This window comes from Gelidibacter salicanalis, from assembly GCF_007997285.1.
Lineage (GTDB): Bacteria > Bacteroidota > Bacteroidia > Flavobacteriales > Flavobacteriaceae > Gelidibacter > Gelidibacter salicanalis.
Window position 1 is genome coordinate 28,276 of sequence record NZ_VORX01000006.1, and the last position, 13,747, is coordinate 42,022.

Here is a 13,747-nt window from a genome sequence, read left to right on the forward strand (position 1 = left end):
TTTGAAATCATCTAAAGCCAGTACATGATTACACATATTCAAGGGAAACTTGTTGAAAAAAATTTAACTGATGTTGTCATAGATTGTAATGGGATAGGCTATCACATCAATATTTCATTGCACACCTATTCTCAAATTCCCGATGTGGAATCCTTAAAGCTGTATACGTATTTGCAAGTCAAGGAGGACTCCCATACCTTATTTGGTTTTTCTTCCATTGCGGAACGCGAAATCTTTAAATTATTAATTTCGGTTAGTGGCGTTGGTTCTAGTACGGCACGTACCATGTTGTCCTCTTTAACTCCTAAACAGGTGCGCGAGGGCATTGCTCATGGTGATGTGGCATTAATCCAATCCATCAAAGGCATTGGCGCAAAGACCGCCGCTCGCGTGATCTTGGATCTAAAGGATAAAGTTCTTAAAGTGTATGACATAGATGAACTTTCTGTAGTCCAAAACAATACTCATAAAGATGAAGCGTTATCAGCTTTAGAAGTTCTCGGATTTGCACGAAAACAAGCTGAACGTGTTGTTGAGAAAATTGTTGCCAACCAACCAGATGCCAACGTTGAAGTTATTATAAAGGCGGCATTAAAAAATTTATAACCGATTTTGAGCACCACTAACCCAAGCTTATTTCAGTCTTTAAAACGTGTATGGCTTCTGGTCATAGTAGTGTTCATCAGTCAATTCGGGTTTTCACAGGAAATTCCAGCAGCACAGGACAGCACTAAAACGGGCCATGTGTTAGGCAGCATAAAAATGCCTAATCCTAAAAGTATTGTATCAAAATACACATATGATCCAATCACGGATCGGTATATCTTTACCCAAACAGTAGGAAGTTTTAATATCAATTACCCACTTATCCTAACGCCCACGGAATACCAGAAATTGGTATTGGAAGAGAATCTGAAAAATTATTACAAGCAGAAAGTTGATATCGCCGAAGGAAAAAAAGACGGTACAGAAGGGCAGCAAAAAAATCTTTTACCAGAGTTTTACGTTAATTCCGGTTTTTTTGAATCGATATTTGGCGGGAATACCATTGAGGTCGTACCGCAAGGCTCGGTAGAAATGGATTTGGGAATCCTGTTTACCAAACAGGACAATCCATCGTTTTCACCTCGAAACCGCAGTAATTTTACCTTCGATTTTGATCAACGCATCAGCTTGAGTTTATTGGGTAAAGTGGGTACCCGTCTGCAGGTCACCGCTAATTACGACACTGAATCCACTTTCGATTTTCAAAATCTAATCAAATTAGAATACACCCCAACTGAAGACGATATCGTCAGAAAAATTGAGGTAGGTAACGTTAGCATGCCGCTCAACAGTTCATTGATTACCGGAGCACAGAGTTTGTTTGGGGTTAAAACCGAATTGCAATTCGGGAAAACACGGGTTACAGCGGTGTTTTCTGAGCAGAAATCACAGTCGCGCTCCGTTGTGGCACAAGGTGGCGGCACGCTTGAAGAATTCTCATTTTACGCGCGCGATTATGACGAGAATCGGCATTTTTTCTTAGCACAATATTTTAGAGACCGCTATGACGTTGCCCTGCAGCGTTACCCCTACATCAATAGTAATGTTCAAATTACCCGTATAGAAGTCTGGGTCACCAACCGGAGCAACCAAACCGATAATGTGCGTAATGTGGCGGCTTTTCAGGATCTTGGGGAATCGCAACGGGTGGGGTCTGATGTGAGTATCTTAAGGCCAGGTCCACTCCCAGACAATAAAAACAACGGCTTTGATCCTACTAACATTGGAGGAGCCGGATCTAACTTAAATACTGCCGTTAGAGACATAACCCGTGTTGAGCAAGGAATCAATATTCCCGCAAATGAAGGTTTTGACTTTGGCAAATTGGAGAATGCGAGAAAGTTGATTGAAGGGTATGATTACACGCTTCAAACCCAATTGGGGTATATTTCCTTAAACCAACGCTTACTTAATGATGAGGTGCTTGCCGTGGCTTACCAATATACGGTGGGAGACAAGGTGTACCAAGTTGGGGAGTTTGCGAATGATGGGGTTGAGGCTACGGACTCAGCTACTGATCCTAATACCGGAAATATTGTGATCAATAACAATAACTTGATCCTAAAGATGCTAAAGAGCGCGATCACTAACGTGAATCAACCGATTTGGGATTTGATGATGAAGAATATTTATGACTCTGGCGCCTACCAATTGAGCCAAGAAGATTTTAAATTAAATATTTTCTATACGGAAGCCTCACCGCTCAATTATATTAAACCAGTTGAAGGCACTGCTTTCCCACCTTATGATAATAATACTCCTGATCCTTCTGATGATACGCCCATAATGGAAACACCATTAATCCGCCTGTTTCATTTAGACCGGTTGAACTACAACAACGATCCGCAGCAAAATGGAGATGGATTTTTCGATTTTGTACCGGGCATCACCGTGTTGACCCAAAATGGGAAAATTATCTTCACAAAAGTAGAGCCTTTCGGGAAATATCTTTTTGATGTTTTGGCAGATCCTGCCTATCCTTCAGATTATAATGATCCGACCTACACGAATCCCAATCAGGAAAAGTATGTGTACGACTTGCTTTATAAAGGCACCAAAACAGCCGCATTAGAAGAGGCCGACAAGAATAAATTCCAATTAAAAGGCCGTTATAAATCTACGGGAAGTGATGGCATTGCCATTGGTGCTTTTAATGTGCCGAGAGGTTCTGTTAAAGTAACCGCGGGTGGCCGTGTGTTAGTAGAAGGGGTAGATTATACGGTGAACTATCAACTAGGACGGGTTGAGATTTTAGACCAAGCACTGAAAGCCTCCAACACGCCGATTAATGTATCAGTAGAAAACAATGCGGTGTTCGGCCAACAGACCAAACGTTTCACCGGTATCAACGTAGAGCATCAATTTAATGAGAATTTTGTACTTGGGGCCACGTTTCTAAATCTTAGTGAACGTCCCATCACCCAAAAAGCCAATTACAATTCAGAATCGATTAATAATACTATTTTAGGTCTGAACGGGAATTACTCGACAGACGTACCTTTCCTAACCCGTTTGGCTAATAAACTGCCAAATATTGATACGGATGTGCCTTCCAACCTGTCGGTTAGAGGCGAATTTGCTTACCTCATGCCTGGCGCTCCAAAAGGCACCGATTTTCAGGGGGAATCAACCGCTTATGTAGATGACTTTGAAGGTTCGCAAGGGAGTATCGATTTATTAGCGCCACAAGCATGGTTCTTGTCCAGTCGTCCAAAAAAATTGGGAATTGGCGTCAATGAAGATGACATTGGCATCCAAAACGGGTACAATAGAGCGATGCTTAATTGGTACAGCGTTGATCCTATTTTTTACAGTTCGCAACGTCCTAACGGGATTACTGAGAATGATCTGTCCGACTTATATGCCAGACGTGTTTTTATAGACGAGATTTTCCCGCAACGCGATTTGGTACAGGGGCAAAGCACGGTGATCCAAACATTAGATTTGGCCTATTATCCTAATGAACGCGGACCTTATAATTTCCAGACTCAAAATATTAATTTGCCAAACACCTTAACTTCTCCTCGTGACAGTTGGGCGGGTATCACACGTCAAATTACCAGCACGGACTTTGAGCAGGCCAACGTTGAATATATTGAATTTTGGGTGCAAGATCCATTCTTGGATAATCCGACTAACCCGGGCGGGAAGTTGCTTTTAAATCTTGGAAATATTTCTGAAGACATCCTTAAAGACGGTAAAAAACAGTACGAAAATGGGTTGCCAGATACTGGTGATGTCAGCGGCTTGAATACTACCGAATTTGGTTCTGTGGTGCCCCGTAACCAATCCCTAATCTATGCATTTTCAAGTCTGGGAACAGAGCGCGAAAATCAGGATGTCGGTTATGATGGTTATAACGATGCTAAGGAAATCGCAGAATTTGGATCGCAATTTGGCGATGATCCTTCTAACGATAATTACCAGTATTTTTTACAGGCAGAAGGGAATATTTTTGATCGGTACAAAAAATATAACGGTACGGAGGGCAACTCACCTGATGTCTTTTCGGACACCAATCGCGGTAGCACCACGCAACCTGATGTAGAGGATATCAACAGAGATAACACCATGAACACCATTGATAGTTATTATGAATATGAAGTTGATATTTCTCGTGCCAGTTTAGACAATCCTAACAATGCTTTAATAAATGACGTTAAAACCAGAAACATCACCTTGCCTAATGGCGAAAATAGAGATGTGAGATGGTACCAATTCCGAATCCCGATCGATGAGGCCACACGTGCTATTGGCGGAATTACAGATATCAGATCCATCCGCTTTGCGCGAATGTATTTAAAAGAATTCTCTCAACCAACCGTCATGCGTTTTGCAAGTTTAGATTTGGTTAGAAGTGATTGGAGACGCTATGGTTTAGATTTAGATGCGGATCCTACCAACAACAGTAGTGATGCATCCTTTAGTGTGGGGGTTATTGGATTACAAGAAAATGAAGGTAATTACGTGCTGCCTCCAGGCGTAGAATTGGAGCAGTTGAATAACAACAACAATATCCAACGACAAAACGAACAGTCTTTGGTCGTTGAGGTATGCGAATTGGAAGGTGGCGACTCTCGCGGCGTCTATAAAAATATCAGCATTGACATGCGTCAGTACAAGAAACTTAAAATGTTTATGCACGCTGAAGCGACGGAAGGACGCACTTTAAATCCAGGCGAAATGGTCGGATTTATTCGCATGGGGAATGACTTTACCCAAAATTTCTATGAAATTCAAGTGCCATTAAACGTGGTATCTGGTGCCGGACGTGATCAGGTTTGGCCTTCTGAAAATGAAATTGATATCACCTTAGATGTTTTACAGCAAATTAAATCTATGGGAATTAGCGATGGTACGTTGTCCAATCAAATCCCAACCCTTTATAACGTGACCTCAGCAGGGCCTGTATTAGTTTCTGGCGCCGATTCTTTTGAAGTGGGAGAAACCCGTGTCGCCATAAAAGGAAATCCTAACTTTGGAGATGTCAGAGTGTTGATGGTGGGCGTAAAAAACAACACTACCGCAACCAATTTATGTGGTAAAGTATGGTTTAATGAATTGCGTCTTTCTGATTTAGATAATGAAGGCGGTTGGGCTGCAGTATTAAGTATGGACTCCAACATTGCGGATTTTGCTGACATCAGTGCTACTGGAAGACAAAGCACCGTAGGTTTTGGCGGGATAGAACAACGTCCTAATGAGCGCAGTCGTGAAGACGTGCAACAATACGATGTGGTGACCAATATGAATTTAGGTCAACTATTGCCTAAGAAATGGGGCATTCAAGTACCGTTTAATTATGGGCAGAGTGAAGAGATGATCACGCCTAAATACGATCAATATTATAACGATTTAACTTTAGATTCAAGACGTGAGGCAGCACGTTCGTCTGAGGAAGAGGATGAAATTCTAGAACAGTCTCAAGATTATACCAAACGGAAAAGCATCAATTTTATTGGGGTGCGAAAACAGCGTACAGGCGATGAAAAACCGCGATTCTACGATGTGGAGAACCTGACCTTTAATTATTCCTATAATAAGGTAGAGCATCGCGATTTTGAAATTGAAAATGCCTTAGATCAAAATTTAAGGACCGGAGTTAATTACGCCTATAGTTTTGAACCGATTACGTATGAGCCTTTTGCTAAAAATGACTCGTTGTTCACCAACAAATATCTTAAAATTTTAAAGGACATCAATTTCAATTTATTGCCGAATAGTTTTACGGTTAATTCGGATATCTTGCGTCAATTCAATAAACAGAAGTTTAGAGAGGTGGAGTTGGCAGGCAATAATATTGGCTTGGAAGAATTGTTCCGACGAAATTACAGATTCGATTTTCAGTATGCCCTCAACTACCAATTATCAAAGTCATTAAACTTGAATTTTTCAGCGAACAACACCAATATCGTGAGAAACTATTTTGTGGATGATGTGATTAATGGCAGACAAGATCCAACCTTAACGGTGTGGGACGGCTTTTTTGATTTTGGAGATCCAAACATTCAGAATCAGCAGTTGCAATTAAATTATGAAATCCCACTTTATAAAATTCCGACCTTTAGTTTCTTAAAAGCGACGTATTCTTATACTGGCGATTTCCAATGGCAAAAAGGTTCAGATTTGAACACCAATCTGCCCATCATAGATGAAACCACGGGCGTTACTACCAATTATAACTTAGGGAATTCCATACAGAACGCCAATACCCATAACATCAATTCCACTTTAAACATGGAAACTTTGTATAAGTACGTGGGGCTGGTCAGAAAAGGGAATGCGAACGCTGCGGCGCAAAATAGGCGTCCTACGCCTGATGGTTTGGAACGCAGAACCAATCCGAACAATCCAAATGCTGAACAGCAGAAAAACCCTGATTCTAATGCCGGCACCAAGGCTTTCAATACTTTTGTGGATGTGGTAACTATGGTTAAACGGGTGCAAGTTAACTACAGTGAAAATAATGGGTCGTTTTTACCGGGCTACTTAAGAACTCCCGGTTTTATAGGGACTATGAAACCAACCTTTGGCTACACTTTTGGGAGCCAAAGCGATATAAGGGATTTAGTGGCTAGAAATGGATGGCTAACCGTGTACCCTGACTTTAATCAGCAGTACTCCGAAGTGACCAATCGTATTCTGGATGTGTCTGCCAATATTGAAGTGATCAAGGATTTAAAAATTGATCTGATAGGGAGTAGGATGTATTCTGAAAACACTAATGAAAATTTCAACACTTTAGATTTTGACAATGATGGGATTAGTGATGCCTACAACACGCTCATTACCAATTCTTTTGGGAATTTCAATATCTCAACAGCGCTAATTAAAACCGCGTTTAGCCCGAGTGATGAGCAACAATCCGCGGCTTTTAATGATTTCAGATCTAACCGATTGGTGATTGCGCAACGCTTGGCCCAAGATTTTTATGGAAACAATGCCTACCCTACGGATGCGGAAGGCTACCCTGTAGGTTTCGGTAAAAACAACCAAGCCGTATTATTACCCGCTTTTCTATCGGCCTACCAAGGGTCTAACCCAGATAATGTGAAACTCAAGGCATTTAGAGATATTCCAATTCCTAACTGGACTTTAAAATATACTGGGTTAATGCGTCTAAAATGGTTTAAAGATAAGTTCAAGCGTTTTTCAGTGTCTCATGGCTACCGCTCTGGATATACCATTAATCAGTTCAGAACCAATTTAGATTATGATCAGGACACTCCGGAGGCACTTGACCAGGGTGGCAATTTTAAAAATCAAACCTTGTTCAGTAATATCAACTTAGAAGAAATGTTTAGCCCATTGGTAAAATTGGATTTTGAAATGCAGAATTCAGTAAAGATTTTAGCTGAGGTAAAAAAGGACCGCATCCTTTCTTTAAGTTTTGACAATAATTTGCTCACGGAGATCAAGGGAAATGAGTATACCTTAGGCTTGGGTTATCGCATTAAGGACGTAAGAATACGTTCTAAAATGGCGGGACCTACCCAAATCATCAAGGCTGATCTGAACATGAAGGCCGATGTGTCTTTACGCGACAATAAGACCATCATCAGGTATTTAGATTTAGATGACAATCAGGTCACCTCAGGGCAAACCATCTGGGGTGTAAAATATTCTGCAGATTATGCGTTCAGTAAAAACTTGACCGGAATTTTCTATTTTGATTATACATTCTCAGAATATGCCATATCCACGGCATTCCCACAAACCACAATACGGTCTGGCATTACCTTGCGATATAATTTCGGCAATTAATTTTGATTAACGGCTTTTAAAAAAGTACATTTGCTTTACTAATAAATTTATTACAATAATGAATATACCAGCACAATTAAAGTATACCAAAGACCATGAATGGATTAGCATTGATGGTGATGTTGCAACTGTAGGCATTACAGATTTCGCACAAGGTGAATTAGGAGACATCGTTTATGTTGAAGTTGAAACTGTAGATGAAACTTTAGAGATTGAGGAAATTTTTGGAACCGTTGAAGCTGTAAAAACAGTATCTGATTTGTTCTTGCCACTTTCAGGAGAGATTATTGAATTCAACTCTGCATTGGAAGATGAGCCGGAAAAAGTGAATTCAGATCCTTATGGCGACGGTTGGATGATTAAAATTAAGCTTTCAGATGTGACTCAAATTGACGGGTTACTTTCAGCGGATGCCTACAAAGAATTAATAGGTGCATAAATATTTTGCTTTAGCGCTGCTTATAGCTTATGCAGCTATATTGCTGGTGCTGAGCTTGGCTACACTTGGTAATATCCAAAACTTAGGGTCAACCTTTGATGATAAAATTTACCATTCAGGAGCTTATTTTGTACTCACCATTTTGGTGTACAATTATTTAAATACGTTAAAGAATAAAAACGCTTTAGTATTTGCCCTTGCTGCAGCAGCAATCTATGGGGTATTGATGGAATTGTTTCAAAATTATTTAACGAGTACCAGGACCTTTGACGTTTATGATATGATTGCCAATGTTTTTGGTGCAATATTTGCTGTACTCTTAGTAGTCTTCTATAGAAAGTTAAAGTTAAATTAAATTAATCCCTTGCTTTTTTAACAAATTATTGGTTATTTTAGCATTCCTAAAACACTCTAAGCACATGGAACCAAAAAAAAATAGAAAAGCAGACGTCGGTAGAAATAGTTCGATCTATTTCGCAGTAGGGCTTGCTTTAATGTTATTGTTAACCAATTTGGCTATCAATTACAAGACTTACGATAAAGAGGCCATTGATATTGGAATGATCAATATGGATGACGAATTGGAAGAAGAAATTCCAATTACTGAGCAGTTACAAACGCCTCCACCTCCACCACCGCCGCCACCAGCAGCGCCAGAAGAGATAAAGATTGTTGAGGATGAGAAAGAAGTTGAAGAGACTATTATTGAGTCTACTGAAACAAATCAGGATGACAAAATAGCGAAGGTTGAAGATGTGGTTGTTGTAGATGCTCCAGAAGAAGATATTGAAGTCCCGTTTGCAGTTATTGAAAATGTACCAGTTTTTCCTGGTTGTGAAAACGAAAATGGAAACAATGCTAAAAAACAATGTATGTCTGATAAAATCAGTCAATTTGTAAATAAGAAATTTAATACCGATTTAGCATCAGAATTAGGTCTTTCAGGAAGACAACGTATTAGCGTGATCTTTAAGATTGATAAGTCTGGTAGTATTACCAACATTATGGCTAGAGCACCGCACCCTGGTTTAGAGAAGGAAGCACAACGTGTGATTGGCTTGCTACCTAAAATGAAACCTGGTAAGCAAAGAGGTAAAGCGGTAACAGTACCGTATTCTCTACCAATCTTGTTCCAAGTTCAAGATTAACAAAACATATTACAATAGTAAAACCCCGTTGCGAAAGCTTCGGGGTTTTTTGGTTTTTAAGTGGTATTGCCTTCGGTGTCAATTCGTTAAAATAAGAATCCCGACTAATTTAGTCGGGATTTTCGTTTTGGTATGCTTGTTGTGATTTTAGCATAATATTAACAGTTTAAATCTAAATATTATGAAGAATTCTAAAAATACGAGTGAAATTGCTGGCCAGAGCAATCCACGTCACGTAAAACCTCACAAGCATGATGCAAATTTACAAAAAAACTCCGCGCTATATTTTCAAGTCGGGTTGATTCTCTGTTTGCTTGTGACCTATACCTTATTTGAGATGAAATTTGAGAGCAAAAATGTTCAATTGAGTCAAGTAGTCATCGATGAGCCTTTTGCCGAAGTAACGCCTGAACTATTTAAGATGGAAGAAAACAAGTTAAGACGCATGGAACCTCAAAAACCAATCGTGTTATTAAACCAAACGCCAATCATCAAGCCAGACAATTTTGAAGCCCCGTCTGAAGTTTTGTTAACCGAGCCTGAAGTATATCATGAACCCATCAATCCTGACCACATCAATCTGGTTGCCCCACCAGAGCGTGATGAACCTGAAATTTTTAATATTTTAGGTGTTGAGCAAGTGCCAATTTACCCAGGTTGTGAAGCTGCGACTACTAATGACGAACGGAGATCCTGTATGTCCGATAAACTCAGTACACTTATCCAGAAAGGATTCGACACGAGTATTGCGAGTGACATGGGTATGACGGGCGTACAAAAAATTTATGTGCAATTTAAAATTGATGAAAAAGGGAACGTTACGGAAATCATGTCTAGAGCACCTTCACCTAAATTGGAGGAGGAAGCCAAGCGGGTTTTAAGTAAAGTGCCACAATTAACACCAGGCAAACAACGCCACCGCCCGGTTTCTGTGATGTATACCTTACCTATTATTTTTGATGTGCAATAAGTCATCCAAAAACATCACCTAATTTCCTAGAGTTATTGAGTCACCTTTATGAGAAGCTTGATCTCAATAACTCTTTTTGAATTTGAATAAGGCGCTAACTTTTGACATAGTATCCATCTATTTTAAAAAAAATAGTATCTTTCCTTTAAAAATTGGTTGGAACTGTCTATGAAGTATGTCTTCTTAAGTGTATGTCTCTGTTTTTATCTTAGCAGTATTTCTCAGAATGTCAAAATATATGAAAAACCACCCGTTTTTCCTGGTTGTAAGGACCAGCCCATCAACGATTTGAAGGCCTGTTTTAACTCTAAACTCAATCTGTATATTTTTGAAAATTTTGAGCTGCCACAAGAGCTCTTAAAAAATCAATATAAAGGCAATGTAAAAGTGCTTTTTGAAGTGGATAAGGAAGGCGACATCCATGTGCTTTACGTTGAAGCGCTATCTGAAGCCTTAAAAGATGAGGCCAAAAAAGTGTTTGCTGGCCTTCCTAAAACAGTGCCTGGTACTTACAATGGAAAGCCAACCTTTTATCAATATTCGTTAGCTATAAAAATCCCACTCGTCCACCCTTCAGAATTTGGTACGAGCACAATAGAAGAAGAAAAAAGGTTCACACAGGCTGAAGATCTCAATGCCATTATCTCCAATGAATTTGATAGCATAACCAAAGCCATTAAAAAATATGAAGGTCTCGAATATAGCAGTCAGTTAAACATTCCATTTACGCACCAATACTATTCGCGTTTTGATCCTGATATGAACGCTTTGGGTACTAATAGCCATACAGCAGCAAAACCATTTGTGTATGAAGAAGTGGCACCATATTACAATTTTAAAGCTGAAAAAGCTGCTTTGTTAAAAGGTTCAGATGCTTGGTGGAGCAGAAAATTATTTGATGAGCATTTGGTGCAACTACAAGGAGCAGATTATTGGTTTACGATTGATCCAGTCTTCGATTTGCAAGTTGGTAAAGATACTGATGCTGATTTTTCTACCACTTATAATAATACTAGAGGGATCTACATTCAGGGGGGTCTCGGTAGAAAGTTTAGTTTTTCAGCTTCTGTTTTTGAAAGTCAAGGGCGTTTTGCTCAATATTACAATCAATATGCCGAGAGTTTAAAAGCTTTTGGTCCTGATCCGGCCATTGTTCCTGGAAGGGGTATTGCCAAACGTTTTAAAGAGGATGCGTATGATTATCCGGTGGCCGAAGCGTATTTGTCTTATGCACCGGCCAAATTCATTAATGTGCAATTTGGCCATGGTAAGAATTTTATAGGGGATGGCTATCGTTCCTTATTGCAAAGTGACGTATCGAATCCGCAGACGTTTTTAAAATTAAACACCAAATTCTGGAAAATTAAATATACAAATACCTGGATGTGGCTCCGCGATGTGCGCGATGCCGTAGTTGAAGACAAGGCTTTTTTGACCAAGTATATGGCCAATCATTATTTAAGCTGGAACGTATCCAAACGCTTAAATATTGGGCTTTTTGAATCGGTAATGTGGACCGATACCAATGGCAGGGGCTTTGATGTCAATTACCTGAATCCCATCATCTTTTTTAGGGCGGTGGAGTTTGAAGCAGGGCAGGGTTCAGGAAATGCGATCGTAGGTGCTTCCGCAAAATATAAATGGAACAATAAAATCAATTTGTACGGACAATTTGTATTAGATGAATTTTCCTTGAGCGATGTGAAAGCTCAAAATAAAAGTTGGAAGAACAAATTTGGATACCAATTAGGTGTCAAATATTATGACGCTTTTAAAGTGGACAATTTAATGCTGCGACTAGAATATAACCAAGTGCGCCCTTATACCTATTCGCATAATACCATAGTTAATAATTACGCCCACAGCAACCAGCCTATGGCGCACTTGTGGGGTGCTAACTTTAGGGAATTTATAGCTATTGGCCATTATAACTACGAGCGTTGGTTTGCAGATGCTAAATTCATCTTTGGTACCCGAGGATTTGATTTTAATGACGGGACCGATAATTTCAGCTACGGCGGAGATGTTTACAGAAATTATAATGAGCGACCATTTGATTCTGGTGTAAAAATAGGGCAGGGCAACACGACCAAAACTTTTAATGCGGAGTTGCAGGCGGGCTATGTTGTGAATCCGGTGAGTCATTTAAAAATCTTTACCAATGTGAGTTTTAGAAATTTTAATCCAGAAGCGAATACCGAAACCACGTTTAATAACAGTACGGTGTGGTTTAATGTGGGCGTCAAAACCGACTTGTTCAATTGGTATTTTGATTATTAAATAAATGGTGTCGGAAACAAAATATCACTTACATCCATCACTATACTCAAGCTACAAAGTGGTGTTTTACGAGTTAGAAAACGGACTTCTATTTTGTTGAATATCAAATTCCCCATTCTAATTTATTTAATGCGAATTTGAATTGCTCAAAACCAATTTTCAAAGTATCTTTGCACTCGCATTCAAAAGCGACAAATACAAGAGCAATTGGCAATCACGCAAACTTCAATTTCAAAGGTCTCTATTATTTCTGATTTTAAGGAAATAACCAAGATGAGGTTGTCCTTAAGTGTGGTCTTCTCGGCCATAGCGGGGTATCTGCTGGGTGCTGAGTCTATTGACTTTGGTATTATTGTATTATTGGCTTTTGGAGGCTATTTTATGGTTGGCGCGTCTAATGCTTACAACCAAATTATAGAGCGCGATTTAGATGCGTTGATGGATCGTACCAAAAACAGGCCCATTCCTTCCGGTCGGATGTCCGTCAATTCAGCCTTTACTCTTGCGGTTATTTTTACAATCTTGGGTATTGGGACCTTGTATGTGATCAATCCAAGAACCGCCATGTACGGCGCCATTTCTATATTTTTATATACAAGTGTCTATACTCCTTTAAAAACCAAAACGCCTTTATCAGTGTTTGCAGGAGCTATCCCTGGAGCCATACCGTTTATGTTGGGTTGGGTTGCCGCACGCAATGATTTTGGAATAGAGCCAGGAACCTTATTCGCGATTCAATTCTTTTGGCAGTTTCCACATTTTTGGGCCATCGGATGGTTTTTATTCGATGACTATAAAAAGGGTGGTTTTTTTATGCTGCCTACAGGAAAACGAGATAAAGGCACAGCCACCCAAACCATCATGTATACCATCTGGACCGTACTGATTTCCATCATTCCAGTGTTTGGAATCACCGGAGATTTGAAACTATCAATTGTGGCGGCAGTCATTGTCTTTGCTTTAGGTTTAGTGATGATTTATTACGCATTGGAATTATTCAAAAAAAGAACAGCAACAGCAGCCAAACAATTAATGATTGCAAGTGTGTCTTACATCACCTTATTGCAAATTGTTTACGTTGCAGATAAATTTATACGATAA

8 protein-coding genes are annotated in these 13,747 nt (G+C 39.6%); all 8 read left to right on the plus strand.

What is annotated here, in order from left to right; translation table 11 throughout:
• Positions 1 to 24 precede the first annotated feature (24 nt).
• The 8 genes from ruvA to cyoE all read left to right on the plus strand — a co-directional run bounded on the left by ruvA (position 25) and on the right by cyoE (position 13,747).
• Positions 25 to 606, plus strand: a complete 582-nt coding sequence (gene ruvA, locus ES711_RS12365; protein ID WP_146893615.1) for a Holliday junction branch migration protein RuvA — start codon at positions 25 to 27, stop codon at positions 604 to 606.
• Positions 607 to 612: 6 nt separating this feature from the next.
• A complete protein-coding gene (gene sov / locus ES711_RS12370) occupies positions 613 to 7,809 on the plus strand; it encodes a T9SS outer membrane translocon Sov/SprA (RefSeq protein WP_146893616.1) in 7,197 nt (2,398 codons plus the stop codon).
• A 58-nt stretch (positions 7,810 to 7,867) separates the two neighbouring features.
• Positions 7,868 to 8,248, plus strand: a complete 381-nt coding sequence (gene gcvH / locus ES711_RS12375; protein WP_146893617.1) for a glycine cleavage system protein GcvH — start codon at positions 7,868 to 7,870, stop codon at positions 8,246 to 8,248.
• Entirely contained in the window at positions 8,241 to 8,603 is a 363-nt protein-coding gene (locus ES711_RS12380) for a VanZ family protein (RefSeq protein ID WP_146893618.1), read from the plus strand. The genes gcvH and ES711_RS12380 overlap by 8 nt, the downstream gene beginning before the upstream one ends.
• A gap of 64 nt (positions 8,604 to 8,667) precedes the next feature.
• Positions 8,668 to 9,396 carry an energy transducer TonB gene (locus ES711_RS12385; RefSeq protein WP_146893619.1) on the plus strand — a complete coding sequence of 243 codons (729 nt, stop codon included), beginning with the start codon at positions 8,668 to 8,670 and terminating at the stop codon, positions 9,394 to 9,396.
• A gap of 181 nt (positions 9,397 to 9,577) precedes the next feature.
• On the plus strand, positions 9,578 to 10,366 hold the full coding sequence (locus ES711_RS12390; protein WP_146893620.1) for an energy transducer TonB: 789 nt from the start codon (positions 9,578 to 9,580) through the stop codon (positions 10,364 to 10,366).
• A gap of 168 nt (positions 10,367 to 10,534) precedes the next feature.
• On the plus strand, positions 10,535 to 12,646 hold the full coding sequence (locus ES711_RS12395; protein ID WP_146893621.1) for an energy transducer TonB: 2,112 nt from the start codon (positions 10,535 to 10,537) through the stop codon (positions 12,644 to 12,646).
• Positions 12,647 to 12,853: 207 nt separating this feature from the next.
• The gene (gene cyoE / locus ES711_RS12400) at positions 12,854 to 13,747 is read left to right on the plus strand and encodes a heme o synthase (protein WP_146893622.1); all 894 of its coding nucleotides are present in this window, start codon (positions 12,854 to 12,856) and stop codon (positions 13,745 to 13,747) included.

Excerpts from the sequence above, each read along its gene's own strand:
- ruvA (WP_146893615.1), top strand. The coding sequence starts at position 25 with ATGATTACACATATTCAAGGGAAACTTGTTGAAAAAAATTTAACTGAT.
- ES711_RS12385 (WP_146893619.1), top strand. The coding sequence starts at position 8,668 with ATGGAACCAAAAAAAAATAGAAAAGCAGACGTCGGTAGAAATAGTTCG.
- gcvH (WP_146893617.1), top strand. The coding sequence starts at position 7,868 with ATGAATATACCAGCACAATTAAAGTATACCAAAGACCATGAATGGATT.
- ES711_RS12390 (WP_146893620.1), top strand. The coding sequence starts at position 9,578 with ATGAAGAATTCTAAAAATACGAGTGAAATTGCTGGCCAGAGCAATCCA.
- ES711_RS12395 (WP_146893621.1), top strand. The coding sequence starts at position 10,535 with ATGAAGTATGTCTTCTTAAGTGTATGTCTCTGTTTTTATCTTAGCAGT.